The 19,094-nt window shown below is 73.4% G+C and carries 16 protein-coding genes and 1 pseudogene; 8 read left to right on the top strand and 9 right to left on the bottom strand.

Annotated features, from left to right (window positions below; genetic code table 11):
* Window positions 1-47 precede the first annotated feature (47 nt).
* From lepB to FH609_RS26330, 3 genes and pseudogenes are all read left to right on the top strand, one after another.
* Window positions 48-812 (top strand): signal peptidase I, encoded by a 765-nt coding sequence (lepB, locus tag FH609_RS26340; RefSeq protein WP_139672705.1) that lies wholly within the window; start codon window positions 48-50, stop codon window positions 810-812.
* A gap of 13 nt (window positions 813-825) precedes the next feature.
* A complete protein-coding gene (locus FH609_RS26335) occupies window positions 826-1,161 on the top strand; it encodes a DUF2469 domain-containing protein (RefSeq protein WP_139672708.1) in 336 nt (111 codons plus the stop codon).
* 108 nt (window positions 1,162-1,269) lie between these two features.
* Window positions 1,270-1,776, top strand: a pseudogene (locus FH609_RS26330) (peptidoglycan DD-metalloendopeptidase family protein); the annotation flags it as partial.
* A gap of 84 nt (window positions 1,777-1,860) precedes the next feature.
* Here the strand turns inward: FH609_RS26330 and FH609_RS26325 are convergent.
* The 5 genes from FH609_RS26325 to FH609_RS26305 all read right to left on the bottom strand — a co-directional run bounded on the left by FH609_RS26325 (window position 1,861) and on the right by FH609_RS26305 (window position 6,739).
* Complete coding sequence (locus tag FH609_RS26325) at window positions 1,861-2,484, bottom strand: TetR/AcrR family transcriptional regulator (RefSeq protein WP_139672957.1); 624 nt, start codon at window positions 2,482-2,484, stop codon at window positions 1,861-1,863.
* 117 nt (window positions 2,485-2,601) lie between these two features.
* Complete coding sequence (gene whiG / locus FH609_RS26320) at window positions 2,602-3,444, bottom strand: RNA polymerase sigma factor WhiG (RefSeq protein WP_122184008.1); 843 nt, start codon at window positions 3,442-3,444, stop codon at window positions 2,602-2,604.
* 144 nt (window positions 3,445-3,588) lie between these two features.
* On the bottom strand, window positions 3,589-4,746 hold the full coding sequence (gene dprA, locus FH609_RS26315) for a DNA-processing protein DprA (RefSeq protein ID WP_139672960.1): 1,158 nt from the start codon (window positions 4,744-4,746) through the stop codon (window positions 3,589-3,591).
* A complete protein-coding gene (locus FH609_RS26310) occupies window positions 4,746-6,359 on the bottom strand; it encodes a YifB family Mg chelatase-like AAA ATPase (protein ID WP_139672710.1) in 1,614 nt (537 codons plus the stop codon). The genes dprA and FH609_RS26310 overlap by 1 nt, the downstream gene beginning before the upstream one ends.
* A complete protein-coding gene (locus FH609_RS26305) occupies window positions 6,359-6,739 on the bottom strand; it encodes a YraN family protein (protein WP_139672713.1) in 381 nt (126 codons plus the stop codon). The genes FH609_RS26310 and FH609_RS26305 overlap by 1 nt, the downstream gene beginning before the upstream one ends.
* A gap of 913 nt (window positions 6,740-7,652) precedes the next feature.
* Between FH609_RS26305 and rpsB the strand changes: the two genes are divergently transcribed.
* The 5 genes from rpsB (at window position 7,653) to FH609_RS26280 (ending at window position 12,135) form a co-directional block, all read left to right on the top strand.
* Window positions 7,653-8,582 carry a 30S ribosomal protein S2 gene (gene rpsB / locus FH609_RS26300; protein WP_139672716.1) on the top strand — a complete coding sequence of 310 codons (930 nt, stop codon included), beginning with the start codon at window positions 7,653-7,655 and terminating at the stop codon, window positions 8,580-8,582.
* Between the two features lie 183 nt (window positions 8,583-8,765).
* Window positions 8,766-9,602 carry a translation elongation factor Ts gene (gene tsf, locus FH609_RS26295; RefSeq protein ID WP_139672718.1) on the top strand — a complete coding sequence of 279 codons (837 nt, stop codon included), beginning with the start codon at window positions 8,766-8,768 and terminating at the stop codon, window positions 9,600-9,602.
* Between the two features lie 209 nt (window positions 9,603-9,811).
* Window positions 9,812-10,549: a UMP kinase gene (pyrH, locus tag FH609_RS26290; RefSeq protein ID WP_139672721.1), complete on the top strand. Its 738-nt coding sequence runs from the start codon at window positions 9,812-9,814 to the stop codon at window positions 10,547-10,549.
* A 40-nt stretch (window positions 10,550-10,589) separates the two neighbouring features.
* Window positions 10,590-11,147: a ribosome recycling factor gene (gene frr, locus FH609_RS26285; protein WP_139672723.1), complete on the top strand. Its 558-nt coding sequence runs from the start codon at window positions 10,590-10,592 to the stop codon at window positions 11,145-11,147.
* A 19-nt stretch (window positions 11,148-11,166) separates the two neighbouring features.
* Window positions 11,167-12,135 carry a phosphatidate cytidylyltransferase gene (locus FH609_RS26280; protein ID WP_139672726.1) on the top strand — a complete coding sequence of 323 codons (969 nt, stop codon included), beginning with the start codon at window positions 11,167-11,169 and terminating at the stop codon, window positions 12,133-12,135.
* A gap of 60 nt (window positions 12,136-12,195) precedes the next feature.
* Here the strand turns inward: FH609_RS26280 and FH609_RS26275 are convergent, their stop codons facing one another.
* The 4 genes from FH609_RS26275 to FH609_RS26260 form a co-directional block, all read right to left on the bottom strand.
* Complete coding sequence (locus tag FH609_RS26275; RefSeq protein WP_226961963.1) at window positions 12,196-13,485, bottom strand: pyridoxal phosphate-dependent aminotransferase; 1,290 nt, start codon at window positions 13,483-13,485, stop codon at window positions 12,196-12,198.
* Window positions 13,482-14,834 (bottom strand): KamA family radical SAM protein, encoded by a 1,353-nt coding sequence (locus FH609_RS26270; RefSeq protein ID WP_139672729.1) that lies wholly within the window; start codon window positions 14,832-14,834, stop codon window positions 13,482-13,484. The genes FH609_RS26275 and FH609_RS26270 overlap by 4 nt, the downstream gene beginning before the upstream one ends.
* Before the next feature lie 96 nt (window positions 14,835-14,930).
* Entirely contained in the window at window positions 14,931-16,280 is a 1,350-nt protein-coding gene (locus tag FH609_RS26265) for an MFS transporter (RefSeq protein ID WP_226961962.1), read from the bottom strand.
* A 29-nt stretch (window positions 16,281-16,309) separates the two neighbouring features.
* A complete protein-coding gene (locus FH609_RS26260; protein WP_139672732.1) occupies window positions 16,310-18,919 on the bottom strand; it encodes a condensation domain-containing protein in 2,610 nt (869 codons plus the stop codon).
* Between the last annotated feature and the right edge of the window lie 175 nt (window positions 18,920-19,094).

Raw genomic sequence — 19,094 nt, 5'->3', positions numbered from 1 at the left:
CCCGGTGGGTAGGGTCACCCCCTGAGACCGATCAGGAGGGGGCGCCGATGAGCGGGACGCCACGCCGTGGTGGGCGAATCGGCCGCGCGCTGTCCAATGTGGCCGTGGGCCTGGGGTGTGTGCTGTTCCTCGGCGGCTTCGTGTTGGCCGCCTTCCTCTACCAGCCCTACACCGTGCCGACGGATTCGATGGCCCCCTCGGTGGCCTCGGGCGACCGGGTGCTGGCCGAGCGGATCGAGGGGCACGAGGTGCGGCGGGGCGATGTGGTCGTCTTCCGGGACGACACCTGGGGTGACCTGCCGATGGTCAAGCGCGTGGTCGGCGTCGGCGGCGACACGGTCGCCTGCTGCGACGAGGGCGGTCGGCTGCTGGTGAACGGCGAGCCCGTCGAGGAGCCCTATCTCGACGAGAGCGAACGGGCGGCCTCGCCGACCGGTTTTGACACCGAGGTGCCCGAGGGCGAGCTGTTTCTTCTGGGGGACGACCGTTCGGACTCGCTGGACTCCCGGAGCCTGCTGGCGGAGGGCGAGCCGTCGACGGTGCCAAGAAGCGCCGTCTCCGGGCGGGTCACGGCCACCGTCTGGCCCCTGGACCGGCTGGGGTCGCTTCCCGAGGCGGCAGGGTTCGCCGACCAGCCGGGCGGCATCTCGGGGCAGGGGCCGCTGTGGCCCCTGGTCTGGGCGACGGGCGGCGGCGCGGTGTTGATCATCCTTGGCGGGCTCTACGGGCCCCTCGTTCGGCTCACCTCACGTTCCCGGCGCGATGGCGTGCGCTCGTCCTCGGTGACGCACAATGAGGGGACGCACGGCTGAAGGGGATCACGCCATGAGTGCCGAGGACCTCGAAAAGTACGAGACCGAGATGGAGCTGAAGCTCTACCGGGAGTATCGGGACGTCGTCGGTCTGTTCACGTACGTGATCGAAACCGAGCGCCGGTTCTACCTCACCAACGACTACGAGATGCAGGTCCACTCGGTGCAGGGCGAGGTGTTCTTCGAGGTCAGCATGGCCGACGCCTGGGTCTGGGACATGTACAGGCCGGCTCGGTTCGTCAAGCGTGTGCGGGTGCTCACCTTCAAGGACGTGAACATCGAGGAGCTGAATCGCAGCGAACTCGACCTTCCCGAGGACTCCGGCTTCAGGGGCGGGCGCAGCGGCTAGTGCGACCGTTTCACCCTGGTGGGTGAGCAGTTTCTGGCCAGTGCCCGAGTTATCCACAGATTTGCGCTCCCGGCCCCACCGGGGTGTTCCGGCTGCCATGCTGCCAGCATGAGATCACTCTGGGTGGTGTTGGTGGCACTGTTGGTGTCGGTGCTGGGGTTGTCCATCGGCGCCGCCGCGTTCGGCGGGGCTCCGGTGCCGGCCCACGCGGTCGGCGTCCCCGGCCCGGGGGCCGGGGAGAGCGCCGTGCCGGGCCTGGCCCGATCGGCCGAGCCGGCGCCGGCGGGTCCGGCGCTGGGGTGGCCGGTGCCCGGGGTGGACGGGGGGACGCGGCCCACGGTCATGCGCGGCTTCGAGCCGCCGCCCACGCCCTGGGCGGCGGGGCACCGGGGCGTCGATCTGGCCACCGGGCCGGGTGCCACGGTCCTGGCGGCGGCCGAGGGCCGGGTGTCGTTCGCCGGCCGGGTTGCCGGGCGGGGCGTGGTCACGCTGGAGCTGTCCGGCACCGGGGACCCGCCGCTGCGGCTGACACACGAGCCGCTGGCGCCGCTGGTTCGCGAGGGGGACCGGGTGGAGGCGGGGGAGCCGCTGGGCGTGTTGCAGTCGGAGCCCTCGCACTGCGCGGGGCCGTGCCTGCACTGGGGGCTGCTGCGGGAGCGGACCTACCTCGATCCGCTCGCCCTGCTGCCGGAGCGGCTGCTACGCCGGGGTCCCGCCCGGCTGCTGCCGGTCTTCGGCGTCCCCGAGCCCCCGGGGCTGCCCGCCGCCGGCGACGCCGTCGAGGGCGATGGCCACGGCCAGCTCGGCGATCCGCTCGGGGGGGTGGGCGCCCCGGCCGCCGGTGGCGGCGCCCACGGCGGCGTCGACCAGACCGCGGAGCAGCCCGGCGACCACCGAGGGCTCCGGGTGGCCCAGCTCGCGCAGCACGTCGACGACCAGTTCGGCCAGCTCCCCGTGCGCGGCCCTGATCTCGGCGCGGGCCGCGTCGTCCAACTCGCTGGCGGAGATCGCCACCACGGCCTGGTGCCGCCGGTCGGTGGCCAGCGCCAGCTGTTGGCGGACATACGCGGCGATCTTCTCGCGCGGCGTGTCCACGGCGTCCATGGCGGCGGACACCTCGGCGGCCCACAGCGGGAAGTCGTTGGCGCACAACTCCGTGACCAGGGCGGCCCGTGAGGAGAAGTACTCGTAGACCGAGGAGCGGGCGAGCCCGGTGCGCTCGGCCAGCGCCGCGAAGGTCAGCGCCCGGGCGCCGCCCTCCACCAGCAGGGTGCGGGCGGCCTCCAGCAGCGCTGCGCGCTGCATCGCGCGGTGCTCGGCCACCGTGGCCGCTCGAATCCTGGGCACCCTCCCACTCTAGGACGCCCGGGTGTGCGGAGCCCACGACCGCGCACGGTTTCAACCGGCGCCGGTCAACCCGTGCCGTTCAGCACGTTCCGTTCAACCGGTGACGTCGGCGAGCTTGGCGCGCAGCTGCAACACCGACTTGGTGTGGATCTGGCTCACCCGGCTCTCCGTGACGCCGAGCACCGCCCCGATCTCGGCCAGCGTGAGGCCCTCGTAGTAGTAGAGCGTCACCACCGTCTTCTCCCGCTCGGGAAGGGTGTTGACCGCGCGGGCCAGCAGCCGGCGCAGCTCGCGGTCCTCGGCCACCTCCACCGGGTTGTCGGCGGCGGTGTCCTCCAGGGTGTCCATCAAGCTGAGCCGGTCCCCGCCGCCCTCGCCCGCGTGCAGCAGCTCCTCCAGGGCCACGACGTTGGCCAGCGACAACTGGCTGAAGACCCCGTGCAGTTCCTCCAGCGGGATGTCCATCTCCCGGGCCACCTCGGCCTCCGTGGGGGTGCGGCGCAGCGAGGCCTCCAACGTGGCGTAGGCGCGCTCGATGGCGCGGGCCTTCTGCCGGACCGAGCGGGGAATCCAGTCCAGCGCGCGCAGTTCGTCGATCATCGCGCCCCGGATGCGGGTGATCGCATAGGTCTCGAACTTGATGGAGCGCGTCGGGTCGAACTTCTCGATCGCGTCGATCAGGCCGAACACCCCGGAGGAGACGAAGTCCGCCTGTTCGACATTGGGCGGCAGCCCGACGCTGACCCGGCCCGCCACATACTTCACCAACGGTGAGTAGTGCAGGATCAGCTGCTCGCGCAGCCGTTCGTCGCCGGTGGACTTGTAAGCACGCCACAGCTCGTCGAGCGCGGAGGGCGCCGAGGGGGTCATGGCGCCCTCCGCCGCGTCCGGTGCAGCCTGGGCCACCTGCCAGGGCCCGGGGGAGTGCTGGGGCATACGTCGTCGTGAGCCGTTCTGCGGGGGGTTCGTGGAGGTTCTGAAGCCAGAACTCTGTGAGCGTAGCGTGACTGAGGGGTCGCATCGCGCATGTGTCGTCCGGGGGCGGATGCGCAGATACGTTCCGCTGGCCGCACGCTGGGGTTACGCGCCGCCATGGCCCCTCGCAATCACCACCCTCGCGTGTCGGGTTGACCCCGGCGACAACCGCCAGTGCTCGCCCACCCGTTCGACGAAGCCCAGCGCGCACAGCTCACCCAGCCGGGCGCACGCCTCGCCCTCACTTGTGCAGGCGCCCCTGGCGATCTCCGTCAACGGCAGCGTCCCCTCCGCCGGCAGCGCGTCCAACACCCGCGCCGCGCGGGGCGCCAGCAGGTCCCGCGCCACCAGCGGCTCGGGCCCCGGCTCCGCCAACTCGCCCATCTCGCCCACCAGCTCGACGATCTCCGCCGCCTCGCTCACCAGCGTGGCCTCGGCCCTGATCAGCCGATGGGCGCCCGCCGAGAGGCCCGAGGTCACCGGGCCCGGCACCGCCATCAGATGGCGCCCAAGCCCTGCGGCATAGCGCGCCGTGGCCAGCGCCCCGCTGCGCCGCGCCGCCTCGACCACCACCGTCCCCCTGGTCAACGCGGCGATCACCCGGTTCCGTTGGACGAAGCGCCCGCGCGTCGGATGGTCGCCCGGGGCCAACTCGGCCACCAGCAGGCCACCCCGGGCGATGCGGTCCAGCAACTCCCGGTGCGCCAGCGGATAGCTCACATCGACGCCGCAGGCCAACACGGCGACCGTCACGCCCGAGACGGCGAGGGCGCCCCGGTGCGCCGCGCCGTCGATGCCGAAGGCGGCGCCCGAGACCACCGTCCACCCGCGCTCGCACAGCCCGGTCGCCAACTCGGCGGCCACATGGGCGCCATAGTCCGTGCACGCCCTGGCCCCCACCAGGGCCACGGCGCGGAGCGCGACGAAGCGCAGCGAACACGGGCCGCGCACCCACAGCCCGATCGGCGCCGCAGCCCCCAGATCCGCCAACTGGCCCGGCCACTCCCGATCCCCGGGGCACAGGAAACGCCCGCCCAACTCACCGATCCGCGCCAGATCCCGCTCGGGCTCGGCCCGTTCGGCGCGCAGCAGCAGTCCGGCCCAGCGCTCCGCGCTCACCCCGGGCAGCGCCGGGCCCCTGGCCCGCAGCGCCTCCCAGACCGCCGCCGGCCCCAACTCGGCGAGCCAGCGCCCGACCCGCTCATCCCCCGGCTCCACCACCCGCGCCAGCGCGGCCCGGGCCAGCCGCTCCCCCTCGGCGATCACGACAGGCTCCCCGCGACCCCCGCGCCGCGCCGCACCCCGGTGCGCAACTCCAACGCGGCGTCCACGTCCTCGGCCGTGGGCCGGTCGTGCCCGGCGAGGTCGGCCACCGTCCAGGCCACGCGGAGCACGCGGTCCAGGCCACGGGCGGTGAGCAGGCCCCGGTCCATGTCCTGCTCGGCTCTGGCCAGGGCGCCGGGGTGGGGCGCCCAGCGGGTGCGCAGGATGTGCCCGGGCACCTCGCTGTTGGTCCGCCACTGGGTGTCCGCCAGCCGCTCGGCCGCGCGGTGTCGGGCCGCCAGCACCCGCCCGGCCACCCGGGCCGTCGGCTCCCCGCCGCCCGGCGCGACCAACTCGGCCCGGCTGACCGGCTCCACGGGCACCCGCAGGTCCACCCGGTCCAGCAGCGGGCCCGACAGCCGCGCCTGATAGCGCCGCACGGTGCCGGGAAGACACTCGCAGTCCCCCAGCGGGGAGCCGTGCCGGCCGCACGGGCAGGGGTTGGTCGCCATGACCAGCAACACCCTGGCCGGCATCCGCACCACGCCGGCCGCCCTGGCCACCACCACACAGCCCGACTCCAGCGGCTGCCGCAACGCGTCCAGCGCCTGCCCGCTCATCTCGGCGGCCTCGTCGATGAACAGCACCCCGTGGTGTGCCAGCGAGACGGCGCCCGGCCGTGGCATCCCGCTGCCGCCGCCGACCAGCGCGGCCATCGAGGCCGAGTGGTGCGGCGCGCAGAACGGCGGCCGGTCGATCAACGGACGCCCGGCCGGCAGCGAACCGCTCACCGAGTGCACGGCGCTGACCTCAAGCGACTCCTTCCTGCTCAGCGGAGGCAGCAGCCCGGGCAACCGCTCGGCCAGCATCGTCTTGCCCGCGCCCGGGGCGCCCTTCAGCAGCAGGTGGTGCCGCCCGGCGGCGGCCACCTCCAGCGCCCTGCGGGCCAGCGACTGCCCCGAGACATCGGCGAGATCCGGCGGCGGCTCCCCGCCGTCCGGGCCCAGCGACCCACCCGGGTCCATCGCGCTCCAGGCGCCGGGGCCGAAGCCGCCCCCGGACCCCGGGTGCTCCGGCTCCGCCGCCTCCTCGGGCACCGGCTCGTCGGCGAGCAGCGCGATCAACTGCCGCAGGCTGCGCACCCCCAGCACCGCCATCTCCGGCACCAGCGCCGCCTCGGCGACCGCGCTCTCGGGCACCACCACCTGCCGGTACCCCGCCTCGGCCGCCGTGAGGACGGCCGGCAGCACGCCGCGAACCGGCCGCACCCGCCCGTCCAGGGACAGCTCGCCGATCATCATCACGTCGGCGATCGACCTCGGATCGATCCGCTCGGCCGCCGCCAACACCGCGCAGGCCACCGCGAGATCGAAGCCGCTGCCGAACTTCGGGACCGAGGCCGGGCTGAGGCCCACGGTCAGCTTCTTCTGCGGCCAGGGCGCGCCCGAGTTCACCAGGGCGGCGCGGACCCGGTCCCGGCTCTCGGTCAGCGACTTGTCCGCGAGGCCGACCAGCGAGAACGCCGCCACCCCGGGCTCCAGATCGGCCTGCACCTCGACCACCATGCCCTCGACCCCGACCAGGGCCACGGCACAGGTGCGGGCGAACCCCATCACGCCACCCCCCGCACATGCTCGACGCGGGCGGCGCCCCGCCGGGGCAGCAGCACCCCGACGAGATCGATCCGCACCCCGCCCGGCGGCGGCTCCGGATGACACGCCAACCACCGCTCGTCCAGCCAGCGTTCGGCCAGCCGGCGCAGCCGCTCCAGCTGCGCCGGCGCCACCCCGGCCAGCGGGTCCTGGAACCCGCCGGCCCTGCGGGTCTTCACCTCGCAGACGACCAGGGCCGAGCCGGCCGGCTCGGCCGCCACGATGTCGATCTCCCCGGCGCGACAGCGCCAGTTCCTCTCCAGGACGGACAGGCCGGACTCCCGCAGCCGTCGCACGGCGACCTCCTCGCCGAAGCGGCCCAGCGCACCTCGCTCGTTCATGCCGCATCACCTCCGCGACTCACTGTGACCGGCACCCGGAGGAGAAGTGGATCTTGGTGGATAACCTGCCGGTTGTGGATAACCTCGCCACCTCTTCGAGTGAACGACCCCTTCGAGCCCCCGTTCTCGGTCACTCTGTGTAAGCATCGATGGGCGGGGGCGGGCGCAAGGCGCCGGGGGGCGCAGGGCAGTAGGGGAGGAAGAGTCAGTGCTGGAGCGAGAGCGCATGGGCCACGCGGCGTACGGGGCGAGGGCGCGGGGCGACCCGGTTTCGTCTGCGCCTTCCTGGCGGGTGACCCGAGTGTTCGCACGCGCGTCTACGGGGACGAGGTGCGCGTCACCTTCCTCGACCGTTGGCCCACGGTCCCGGGCCGGGTGCCGGTGGCGCCCAGGGCGAATGTCGGGCATGTGGTCCCGCTTGGTCGAGGACGTGCGGGCCCCCGAGCGGACCACCTCCGCTCCCTCGGCAGACTGGGCGTGGCCGCCAACCGACGCACGGTGGCCGCTCGTTGATCCGCGAAGCCCCGCCGGGCAGGCAGCGGTGCCACGCGTCGACGAGCGAATGGGGCGTGCCGCGGCCGTCGGAGGAGGAGGTCGCGGACCTCGCGGGGCGGCCTCGGGCGCGGTGTGGGGGCGGGGGTGAGGGCGGCGGTCGGCCTCGTTCGGCCGGGTCGGCGGCTGTCGCCCCGGCCCGCCGGGGTCCCGTACACTTCTGGTGGCGATCCGGGCACCCGGATCGACCTCGCACGCCCCGCCGTCGGGGCGCACCGGCCGCCCGGTGCGTGTTGATGGCCGCGCGTCTCGGTCCGTGGCGGTCGTGAGACATCGACACCCGGCACCGCGCGTCAGGGGCGTCAGGGGCGCCGGCCTGCCGGTCGGCGCCGACAACCGAGTCTGCACAAGGAGAACGGCCATGGCCGTCGTCACGATGCGGGAGCTGCTGGAGAGCGGCGTCCACTTCGGGCACCAGACCCGCCGCTGGAACCCGAAGATGAAGCGTTTCATCTTCACCGAGCGCAACGGCATCTACATCATCGACCTGCTCCAGTCGCTGTCGTACATCGACCGCGCCTACGAGTTCGTCAAGGAGACCGTCGCGCACGGCGGGACCGTCATGTTCGTCGGCACCAAGAAGCAGGCCCAGCAGGCCATCGCCGAGCAGGCGACCCGGGTCGGGATGCCGTACGTCAACCAGCGCTGGCTTGGCGGGATGCTCACCAACTTCTCCACGGTCCACAAGCGGCTCCAGCGGCTCAAGGAGCTGGAGCAGATCGACTTCGACGATGTGGCCGCCTCCGGCCTCACCAAGAAGGAACTGCTCGTCCTCTCCCGCGAGAAGGCCAAGCTGGAGAAGACCCTCGGCGGCATCCGCGAGATGCAGAAGGTGCCCAGCGCCGTCTGGATCGTGGACACCAAGAAGGAGCACATCGCCGTCGGCGAGGCCCGGAAGCTGAACATCCCGGTGGTCGCGATCCTGGACACCAACTGCGACCCGGACGAGGTGGACTACAAGATCCCGGGCAACGACGACGCGATCCGTTCGGTCACCCTGCTGACCCGGGTGATCGCCGACGGCGTCGCCGAGGGCCTCATCGCTCGCTCCGGTGCCGCGCAGGCCAAGGACGGCGAGAAGCCGGCCGGCGAGCCGCTGCCCGAGTGGGAGCGCGAGCTGCTGACCGGCGCCGAGGAGAAGGCCGCCGAGGAGAAGCCGGCCGACGAGGCCACCGCCGAGCCGGCGGCGGCCGAGGCCGCCGCCCCCGAGGCGCAGCCGGCCGCCGAGGCCGAGCCCGCCGCCGAGGCGCAGCCCGCCCCCGAGGCGCAGCCGGCCGGCGAGAGCGCCTGAGGACCGTTCGGGCCCGGCAGCCGCCGGGCCCGACGGCAGCCGACGGCAGACAGCGAGAAGAGCACGGGCGGTGCGGGGAGGCCGGAAGCGGCCCCCGCACCGCCGTCTCCGGTCGGTGCGGCGACGGCACCAAGCGAGCCCAGCGACCCCAACGACGAGATCCGGGAAGAGAATCACGTAACCATGGCGAACTTCACCGCCGCCGACGTCAAGAAGCTCCGTGAGCTGTCCGGCGCCGGCATGATGGACTGTAAGAAGGCGCTGGACGAGGCCGAGGGCGACGTCACCAAGGCCGTGGAGATCCTGCGCGTCAAGGGCCAGAAGGGCGTGGCCAAGCGCGAGAGCCGCACCGCCGAGAACGGCGCGGTCGTCGCCGTCATCGCCGAGGACAACACCACCGGCGTGCTGGTCGAGTTGAAGTGCGAGACGGACTTCGTCGCCAAGGGCGACAAGTTCCAGGCCGTGGCCCAGCAGGTGGCCGACCACGTCTTCGCCACCGCGCCGGCCGACCTGGCCTCGCTGCTCGCCTCCGAGATCGAGCCGGGCAAGACCGTCCAGGCGTTCGTCGACGAGGCGAACGCGACGCTGGGCGAGAAGATCGTGCTGGACCGGTTCGCCCGCCTCACCGGCGGCTATGTCGGCAGCTACCTGCACCGCACCAGCCCCGACCTGCCCCCGCAGGTCGGCGTCCTGGTGCAGCTGGACCAGGCCAACGCCGAGGTCGCCAAGGACGTGGCGCAGCACATCGCCGCGTTCGCGCCCGGCTTCCTGACCCGCGACGAGGTCCCGGCCGACGTGGTGGAGAACGAGCGCCGCATCGCCGAGGCGACCGCCCGCGAGGAGGGCAAGCCGGAGGCCGCGCTGTCGAAGATCGTCGACGGTCGGGTCAACGGCTTCTTCAAGGAGAAGGTGCTGCTCGACCAGCCCTTCGCCAAGGACAACAAGAAGTCCGTCCAGAAGGTCGTCACCGAGGCCGGCGTCGCCGTCCAGGGCTTCGCCCGCTTCCGCGTCGGCGCCTGATCCCGAAGGGCCGGCGACCGTCCCGGGACGCGCCGTCGGCCACACGGTGGTCGACACCCGGCTATTGTCGGGCGGAAGGCCGTCCGGCCGTGCGGTCGCGTCGCGGCGGCCGGGGCGACGGCAGTTGTGACGAGGAGGCCATTGCCGTACAGGGGAACCGCAAGGTCCGCCGGCAGTGGCCTCCTTGGCGTGTGCACGAGGAGAGTTCCATGAACCAGGACGACAAACCCCGCCGTTTCCTGCTGAAGCTGTCGGGTGAGGCATTCGCGGGCGGCGGCGGGCTCGGTGTCGATCCCGATGTCGTGCACAAGATGGCCAGGGAGATCGCGGCCGTGGTGCGGGACGGGGCGCAGATCGCGGTGGTGATCGGCGGCGGCAACTTCTTCCGTGGCGCCGAACTCCAGCAGCGCGGCATGGACCGCGCCCGCTCCGACTACATGGGGATGCTGGGCACGGTGATGAACTGCCTGGCCCTCCAGGACTTCCTGGAGAAGGAGGGCATCGACTCCCGGGTGCAGACCGCGATCACGATGGGCCAGGTCGCCGAGCCGTACATCCCGCTGCGCGCCGTGCGGCACCTGGAGAAGGGCCGTGTGGTGATCTTCGGCGCCGGCATGGGGATGCCCTACTTCTCCACCGACACGACCGCCGCGCAGCGGGCGTTGGAGATCCACGCCGAGGCCCTGCTGATGGGCAAGAACGGGGTGGACGGGGTCTACGACTCCGATCCCGCGCGGAACGCGGACGCGGTGAAGTTCGACGCCCTGGACTACGGCGAGGTGATCACCCGGGACCTGAAGGTCGCCGACTCCACCGCGATCACCCTGTGCCGCGACAACCAGCTGCCCATCCTGGTGTTCGAGCTGCTCGCCGAGGGCAATATCGCCCGTGCGGTAAAGGGTGAGAAGATCGGCACACTCGTCAACAGCCAGGGCCGGCGGGCCTGACGGCCCGTCAGCGCACTCAACATCGAACCAGGAGCACGTGGTGATCGAAGAAGCCCTCCTCGAGGCCGAGGAGAAGATGGAGAAGGCGGTTGTGGTCGCCAAGGAGGATCTGGCCGCGATCCGCACCGGCCGTGCCCACCCGGCGATGTTCAACAAGATCGTGGCCGAGTACTACGGGACCATGACCCCGATCAACCAACTCGCCTCGTTCTCCGTGCCGGAGGCGCGGATGGCGGTGGTGACCCCGTTCGACAAGTCCTCGCTGCGCAACATCGAGCAGGCGATCCGCGACTCCGACCTGGGCGTCAACCCCACCAACGACGGCCACATCATCCGCGTCGTCTTCCCGGAGTTGACCGAGGAGCGCCGCAAGGAGTTCATCAAGGTCGCCAAGACCAAGGGCGAGGACGCCAAGATCTCCATCCGTGGGGTGCGGCGGAAGGCCAAGGAGCTGATCGACAAGGCGATCAAGGACGGCGACGTCGGCGAGGACGAGGGCCGGCGCGGCGAGAAGGAGTTGGACGACACCACCTCCAAGTACGTCGCGCAGGTGGACGAGTTGCTCAAGCACAAGGAAGCCGAGCTGCTCGAGGTCTGAACGGTCGGGCGCCGCGCCGATGCTCGTCGCGCCGCGTCGCACAGGACTGACCGGGTCGATCGGACCGCGAGAACCGACAAGGACACAGCCATCCGTGAACGAATCAACCTGGGGGCCGTCCCCGGCCACCGGGCGGGCGCCGGCCGGACCCCCGGCCCCTCCTCCACCGAAGAAGCGCGCCGGGCGTGACCTGCGGGCCGCCGTGGGGGTCGGGGTGGGTCTCGGGGCCCTGGTCCTCGCCGCGCTCTTCGTCTACCGGCCCGCCTTCCTGGTCGTGATAGCGACGGCCGTGGTCGTCGGCCTCTGGGAGCTGTCCACCCGGCTCGCCGAGCGCAAGCAGATCAGGGTGCCCCTGGTGCCGCTGGCGCTGGGCGGTGTGGCGACGGTCGTCGCCGGCTATCTCGACGGCGCCCGGGGCGCCTGGTCCGCCATGGCGCTGACGGTGCTGGCCACCTGCCTGTGGCGGATGTTCTCCTCCCCGGAGAACTATCTGCGTGACGTGACCGCCGGCGTGTTCGCCGCGTTCTATGTCCCCTTCCTGGCCAGCTTCGTGGCCCTGATGCTGGCCGCCGACGACGGCGAGTGGCGGGTGCTGGTCTTCATACTGCTCACCGTCGTCGCCGACACCGGTGCCTACGCGGTGGGTTGGCGGTTCGGCCGGGCCAAGCTGGCGCCCAGGATCAGCCCGGGCAAGACCAGGGAGGGCCTGGCCGGCGCGGTGTTCTTCGCGGCGGTCGCCGGCGCCCTGTCGATGATGTGGCTGATCGACGACGGCACCTGGTGGCAGGGCGTGCTCCTCGGCCTCGGGGTGGCCACCAGCGCGACGCTGGGCGACCTCGGCGAGTCCATGATCAAGCGGGATCTGGGCATCAAGGACATGGGCTCGCTGCTCCCGGGGCACGGCGGGATCATGGACCGGCTGGACTCGCTGCTGCCCACCGCGCCGGTGGTGTGGCTGCTGCTGGCGGTCTTCGTCGGCGCCGACTAGGCGCTCGGCGCCTGGCCGCCCCTCGAAGTCGGCCTCGTTCGGCGCCGACCCGGGGCCGGGTCAGGAGACCAGCCGACGAACGCCCCGTTCGATCGTGGCCAGCGCCCGCGCGACATGCGGCAGGGCGAGGGGGTCGGCGGCGCGCAGGGACTGCCACTGGAGCGCGGGGGTGTCGCCGTACAACATGCTGGTGGCGGCCTTGAAGCGCAGGGCGTGGACGTCGTCGCCCAGCAGGTGGCCGGCGAGGACGACGAGGTCGCACTCGTCGAGGAGGTGCCGGGCCAGCGAGGGCGAGTCGGTGACGCCCTTGGCGGCGAGCACGGGGCGCAGCGGCTCGAAGTCGGGGTAGACGTAGAACGCGCCGGTCGGCGGGCGGCAGGTGGCGCCGGCCGCGACGAAGATCTCGTGGACGGCGCGGGCCACCACACCGTGGAGTCGCGCGCTGGCGGCCAGGTGGGCGCGGAGTTCGGGTGGTTCGGCGAAGGCGTAGGCGGCGACCTGCTGCATGGGCCCGGCCAGCGTGGACCACACCTCGCTGGCGACGGAGAGCACGTCGTCGCGCAGGGCGAGGCCGGCCTCGTCGCCGGGGAAGCGGGCCACGCCGATCCGCCAGCCGCCCAGCGCCAGGCTCTTGGACAGCCCGCTGGTGACGACGGTGCGGTGCGGGATGACCTCGGAGGGGCTGAGGAACGGGGTCGTCGGGTCGTGGACGACGTCCCGGTAGATCTCGTCGGAGACGACGGTGAGGTTCTCCTGCTCGGCGATGGCGCAGATCTCCCAGATGAGGGCGGGGGAGGCGAGGGTGCCCGTCGGGTTGTCCGGGAGGGTCAGGATGACGGTGCGCGGGTCGCGGCCGGCCCGTCGTTCCGCGTGCAGGGTGGCGCGCAGGGCGGCCGGGTCGGGGACGCCGCCGGCCTCGGCCGGGATGGGGACCGAGACGGCGTGCTTGCCGGCGATGGCGGCCTGGGGCGCGTAGGTGTTCCAGGCGGGGCGGGGGATCACGACGTCGCCGGGCAGGACCAGGTTGAGCGCCATCAGCAGCGGCTTGCTCCCGGGCGCGACGACGACCTGGTCGGGGCCGGTCGGCATCCGGCGGCGGGTGAAGTAGCCGGCCACGGCCTCGCGCACGGTGGCGTCGCCCTGGACGGCGCCGTACCCGTTGCGCCGGGCGCCGGCCAGGAGGTGCTCCACCAGCGGGTCGAAGGCCGGCAGCCGGGACTCGCCGAAGCCCATGTGGAGGATGTCGTCGCCCGACGCCCGGCGTTCGGCGACCAGTTGGTTGAGCGCCAGGTTCGGCGACATGGGGCGGGCGGTCACCGTCGGGGTCGGCGGCTCGGTCGAGGTGGTCATGACAACTCTCCTTCGGCGGTGGCGGCGCGCGGCGCGCGGCCCCACACGGCCGCGGCGATGTCGGCGGGCGTCTCGGGCGCGGGCTCCAGCTCGTCCAGCCAGGCGGCGGTGGTGGAGTAACGGGCCCGGAACGGGCGGCCCACCAGCGCGGGTTCGCGGGCCTGGAGCATCCGGAGCTGGAAGTAACGGCCCCCGGTGGTCTCCTCCACGCCGTCGACCACGACCTTGCCCGGCGTCGCGGACATCACCGGGCCGCGCACCGTCCTGGCCAGCCCCGGCAGGGTGCGGTAGGCGGAGCGGAACACCTCGGCGGCCTTGGCCAGCGGCACCTTGAAGTAGTCGTAGGGGCCGGTGTCCCGCTCGACGAACATGTAGTAGGGCACCGCGCCGGCCGCGAGTTCCGCCTTCCACAGCGAACTCCACGCCAGGGCGTCGTCGTTGACCCGGCCGATGAGCGGCGCCTGGCAGTAGACGACGGCGCCGGTGGCCCGGATGCGGGCCAGCGCCCTGCGGGCCGGCTCGGTGCTCAGCTCCCTGGGATGGGTGAAGTGCGCCATCACGGCCAGGGTGCGCCCGCTGGCCACCACCCGCTCGAAGAGCCGCAGCACGTCGTCGGCGTCCTTGTCGGTGAGGAAGCGGTGCGGCCAGTAGGCGACGGACTTGGTGCCGATGCGGACGGTGCGCACGGTGTCGACGGCCAGCAGCGGCTCCAGGTGTTCGCGCAGCCGGCTGGTGGCCATGATCATCGGGTCGCCGCCGGTGACCAGCACGTCGTGCACCTCGGGGTGCGCGCCCAGGTAGCCGATCAGCTGCTCGGGTCCCGGGGCGGCGAACCGCAGGTCGGCGTCCCCGACGAACTGCGCCCAGCGGAAGCAGTAGGTGCAGTACGAGTGGCAGGTCTGCCCCTGGCTGGGGAAGTAGAGCACGGTCTCCCGGTACTTGTGCTGGAGGCCGGGCACGGCCGCGCCGGCGACGCTGGGCACGTTCAGCTCCAACTGGCCGGACGGGTGCGGGTTGAGGCGGCCCCTGATCTCCCGCACGGCGGCGGCCGTGGCCCGCCGGTCGCCGCTCGCGTTGGCCTCGGCGAGCAGCTTCTCGTCCCCGGGGGACAGCATTCCGCGCTGCGGGAAGACCATCCGGAACATCGGGTCGTCGGGGACGCGGTCCCAGTCGACGAGTTCGGAGAGCGTGTACTCGTTCACCCGGAACGGCAGCACCTGGGATATCAGCCGCACCGTCTCCACCTGCTCCGGGGTGAGCGGGAAGCGTTTCGCTATGGCGTCGATCTGCCGTGGGCCGAAGGCGCGGAATCGGGGGGTCTCGACGGGGCTCGGGGCAAGCAGCGGCATGGTACGGCTCTCCTCCGGGGGCAGCGGGTGCGGTGGGGACATGCGGGCGCGGTCGGTCGGGACCGCGTCGGAAGCGGGGCTCGGTCGGGACGTGGCTCAGGAGCGGCGCGGGGTGGTCGGCACCTCGGCGAGTGCGGCGGGGGTGACCATCCGGAGGAACGGGATGATCAGCAGCAGGGTGGCCACGGTGAAGAAGAGGAAGGTGAAACGCAGCCCGGCGAACTCGGCGAGCAGGCCGCCGATGCCGGCGCCGAGCGGCATCGCGCCCCAACTGAACAGCCGGGCGGCCGCGTTGTAGCGGCCCAGCACCCCGTCCTCGACGAGGTACTGGCTGATGGTGCGGGAGTTGACGGTCCACAGGATGCCGCCCATCCCGCCCAGGAAGGCGCCGCCGGCCACCAGCCACATGTTGGTGGTCAGGGCGGGCGCGGCGACCATCGCCGCGGTGCCGAGCAGGTCGGCGAACATCGCGCCGCGCCGCCCGAGGAGCCGGTTGACGGCGCGCACGGTCACCGCGCCGACCAGCCCGCCGACGCCCAGCGCGCTGAGCACGATGCCCCACTGGCGCTCGTCCAGGCCCATCTCGTGGATCGCCATCAGCGGCATCAGCGCCAGCCAGGCGCCCCAGCAGGAGGCGAGCACGGTGAGCGAGAGCGCCATGATGCGCAGCAGCCGGTGGTTCCACAGCACGCGCAGGCCCTCGGCGATGCGCTGGTTCACGGATGCGGTGGGCTGGTCCCGGCGGGTGACCGGCGTGAACCGGCCGACCAGGAACGCCAGGATGACCATGGCGACGGCGTACGCGGCGCCGGTGGTGCCCAGCGCGATCCCGGCGCCGGCGGCCAGCAGCAGGCCGCCGACGAACGGGCCGCAGAACTCGTTGGTCACGGTCTCGGCGCCGGCGACCCAGGCGTTGGCCCGTTCCCGGCCCTCGGGCGCGACGGCCGCCGGGATCAGCGCGGTGGCCGAGGTCAGCGCGACGACCTCGGCGAAGCCCAGGGCGATGCCGCCGGCGTAGAGCGCGGGCAGCCCGGCCTGGTCGTTGGCGACGGCGAGCAGCAGGCCGGCGATGGCGAGCAGCCGCACGCTGTTGGCGATCCACAGCAGTCGGCGGCGGTCGAAGCGGTCCACCAGCACGCCCACATGGAGGGCGATCAGCAGCCAGGGCAGGGTGAGGGTCAGCGCGACGCCGGAGACCAGGGCGGGGGAGTCGGTGATCCGCGTGGCCATCAGCGGCAGCACCATCTTGGTGACGCCGTCGGCGAGGTTGGTGACGGCGGTGAAGCCGACCAGCACCGCCGTGTTGCGCTCGCTGCGGAGGTGGCCCGGTGGGACCTCGTCGGCGGCCCCTGCCGGCGCGCCCGGGGAGTCCAAGGGGTCCTGCGGGTCGGCGGGCTCTTCGGCCCTGCGGTCGGGGGTCAGCATGGGCGCCTCGGAGCTGTCCATCTCGTTCTCCTTCACGGTGCGCGGCGCGGTCAGCGGGTGGCCAACGGCAGTGGCTCTTCGGCGGGTTGGGCGGCGTCGGGGCGGCCGGGGCGCGCGGCGAGCCGGTCGGCGAGCCGCGCGACCTCGCGGGCTGGCCGGCCGCGCAGCAGGCCGTAGTGGTCGGTCGAGAGGCGCACCACGGACAGGGCGCCGGCGCAGCGGGCGCGCCACTGGGCGACGCCCTCCTCGTCCAGGTCGGCGGCGACCAGCAGGGCGGGCGCGGCGACCCGCTCGGCCGCGACATGCCCGGACATCGCCGCGACATGGCGGCGGTGCAGGGCGGCGTGGGCGCTCAGCGCGTCGGGCCTGGCCTCGGCGCCCCGGGCGCCGGCGACCCTGAGCAGCGCGGTCAGCAGCCGGGCCTCGCGTTCGGTGGAGTCGCCGAGGGCGAGGACGGCCGGGCGCAGCGCCTCGGCCCCGGCGCCGCGCAGCGCCGACTCGGTGAAGGAGAGGAAGTCGGTGGGTCTCGCTCTTCGCACGGCCTCGGGGGCCGGCGGGTCGAGGAGCAGCAGCGGCGGGCAGGGCGCGCCGGCCGCCTCAAGGCGGGCGGCGACGGCGTGCGCCAGCAGGCCGCCCATGGACCAGCCGGCCAGCACGTCGGGGGTTCCCTCGGCCGCCGTCAGGCGCGCGAGGTGGCGGTCGGCCATCGCCGCGACCGTGTGGGCGGTCTCGTCGGGGTCGCCGGTGTCGGCGGCGCCGGCGGGGTCCTCGGCGTTCTCGGTGTCCTCGGCGTTCTCCTGGACGGTGATCCGCCAGTCGTCCGGCAGCGCGTCGGCCAGCTCCCGGTAGGGGAGGCGGCCGGTGGCGGCGCCCGGGATCAGGTGGAGCCACCGGCCGTCGGGCGTGCCCTCGGCGAGCACGGCGAGGCCGCCGGTGCTGGGCGTCGCGGCCGGTGCGGGCGGGGCCGTCGCCTTCGTTCCGGCGGGCGGGGCGGCTGGTGCGGCGGCCTGGAGGCCGAGCAGCTCGGCCATCCGGCGCGGGGTCGGGCGGTCCAGCCACTCCGTGACGTCCAGCCGCCGGCCGGTGTTCCCCTCGACGGTGTCGATCAGGCTGAGCACCTGGAGGGAGTGCCCGCCGAGGTGGAAGAAGTCGTCGTCGGCGCCCACCGGCACGCCCAGCGTCGCGCGCCAGAACTCCAGCAGCTCGGCGGCGGGTTCACCGGCCGACCGTGGCAGGGCGGCGGCGGGTTGACCGGCCGGTCCGGCGGCGGCCGGCTGGCGGGTGCCGGCGCCGGCCCCTGCGGTGGCGCGGGTGCGCACCCCGATCGCGTGCACGGCGGTGTCCGGGGCGCCGGCCGAGCGGGTCAGCGTCTCCTCGACGTCCGCCAGGAAGGCCCGCACCGTCGCCTCGCTCAGCGTGGCCGCGTCGTACTCGATCTCCACGTCGGTGTCCACGCCCTCCTCGGAGATGCCGATCACCAGCTGGCAGCGGGCGGTGCTGCTCGGGCTGGGCAGCAGCCGGGCGGGCGCGCCGCCCAGCGTCAGGCCGCCGCCGATGCGCCCGTGATGGGTGATCAGCACGGGCGGCATGGCGCCGAGCCCCTCGGCGTCGGCGGCCGGCAGCTCGTCCACCACCCGGTCGAAGCCGACGTGTTGGTGCGGCAGGCTCTCCCAGAGCGCGTCACGGGCCCGGCCCGCCACGGCGTCCAGGGTGTCGCCGGGCGCGACCGCGTCGGCGAGGACCACGTTGTGCGCGCAGTAGCCGACCACGGACTGGTCGGCGGCGCTCGTCCGGTTGGCGACCACCACGCCGATGCCGGTGCGGCCGGTCGCCCCGCCGGCGGCGAGCACGGCGCGGACGGCGCCGAGCAGCACCGCGAAGTGCGTGGAGCCGACCCGGTGGGCCACGGTGGGAACGGCGGCCGAGGCGGCGCGCGTCAGCCGGTGGCGGACCACCGCGCCGTCCCGGCCCGGGCGGGGCGGGCCGTCCGGCAGCAGCGCGGCGGCGCGGGCGCCGCTCAGCGCGGCCCGCCAGTAGGCGAGCGACTCGGGCGGCACGGGCCGGCCGGCCCGCTCGGCGAAGTCCGCGTAGGGCACGGGGAGTTCGGCGAAGACCCGCTCCGGCGTCAGCCCGTCCGGGTCTTCGCCGGCGGTGACGGCCGAGCGCACCGCGCCATACGCCTCGTCCAGCTCGGCCAGCACCAGGTGCAGGGCCCAGCCGTCCAGCACGGCGTGGTGCACCGTGACCAGCAGCTCCTGACGGCCCGCCACGTTCAGCAGGGTCAGCCGGGCGAGGGGCGCGCGGGCCAGGTCGAACGGCTCGGCGTGCAGCAGGGCGGCCAGCTCGTCCAGCAGCGCCTCGGGATCGGCGGGGAACGGGGCCGGCCAGCTCGCCTCGTTCACGTCCACGAGGGAACGGGCTTCGGCGGCGGGGCGCACCTGCCGCACCAGGGCGTCGCCCCGGCGGGCGAACCCGGTCCGCAGCGCCTCGTGGCGTGCGGTGACCAGGCGCCAGGCGTGGGTGAGCGGCTCCGTCTCCAGGCCGCTGACGGTCAGACGCCACGTCAGGTTGTAGACGTCCTTGCGTGCCGAGCGGTGCTGGACCCACCACAGCACCTCCTGGGCGGGTGCGCAGGCATGTTCCTGTGGTGTCACGGTCATCGGCTCCTCCGCCCGTTGGTTTTCCCTCGGCAATGATTGTCGGAGAACTGAATTGCGGCAAGCTCGCTCACGGCCCCGGTGAATAACGCGATAGAGGTTTTCTATAGCGCGAGCGCAAACGCGGTCATGATGCCTGTATAGGAGTCTTCTATTGCTTCTACCTGCTCTTTTGTTG

The sequence above is a fragment of the Streptomyces sp. 3MP-14 genome (genome assembly GCF_006334905.2).
Lineage (GTDB): Bacteria > Actinomycetota > Actinomycetes > Streptomycetales > Streptomycetaceae > Streptomyces > Streptomyces triticirhizae.
This window is presented reverse-complemented; position numbering and strand designations above follow the sequence as displayed.

Bases quoted from the DNA above. Each gene is read 5' to 3' on its own strand.
- lepB (WP_139672705.1), top strand. From the start codon at position 48: ATGAGCGGGACGCCACGCCGTGGTGGGCGAATCGGCCGCGCGCTGTCC.
- FH609_RS26335 (WP_139672708.1), top strand. From the start codon at position 826: ATGAGTGCCGAGGACCTCGAAAAGTACGAGACCGAGATGGAGCTGAAG.
- whiG (WP_122184008.1), bottom strand. From the start codon at position 3,444: ATGCCCCAGCACTCCCCCGGGCCCTGGCAGGTGGCCCAGGCTGCACCG.
- FH609_RS26310 (WP_139672710.1), bottom strand. From the start codon at position 6,359: ATGGGGTTCGCCCGCACCTGTGCCGTGGCCCTGGTCGGGGTCGAGGGC.
- FH609_RS26305 (WP_139672713.1), bottom strand. From the start codon at position 6,739: ATGAACGAGCGAGGTGCGCTGGGCCGCTTCGGCGAGGAGGTCGCCGTG.
- rpsB (WP_139672716.1), top strand. From the start codon at position 7,653: ATGGCCGTCGTCACGATGCGGGAGCTGCTGGAGAGCGGCGTCCACTTC.
- tsf (WP_139672718.1), top strand. From the start codon at position 8,766: ATGGCGAACTTCACCGCCGCCGACGTCAAGAAGCTCCGTGAGCTGTCC.
- pyrH (WP_139672721.1), top strand. From the start codon at position 9,812: ATGAACCAGGACGACAAACCCCGCCGTTTCCTGCTGAAGCTGTCGGGT.
- FH609_RS26280 (WP_139672726.1), top strand. From the start codon at position 11,167: ATGCTCGTCGCGCCGCGTCGCACAGGACTGACCGGGTCGATCGGACCG.
- FH609_RS26275 (WP_226961963.1), bottom strand. From the start codon at position 13,485: ATGACCACCTCGACCGAGCCGCCGACCCCGACGGTGACCGCCCGCCCC.
- FH609_RS26270 (WP_139672729.1), bottom strand. From the start codon at position 14,834: ATGCCGCTGCTTGCCCCGAGCCCCGTCGAGACCCCCCGATTCCGCGCC.
- FH609_RS26265 (WP_226961962.1), bottom strand. From the start codon at position 16,280: ATGGACAGCTCCGAGGCGCCCATGCTGACCCCCGACCGCAGGGCCGAA.
- FH609_RS26260 (WP_139672732.1), bottom strand. From the start codon at position 18,919: ATGACCGTGACACCACAGGAACATGCCTGCGCACCCGCCCAGGAGGTG.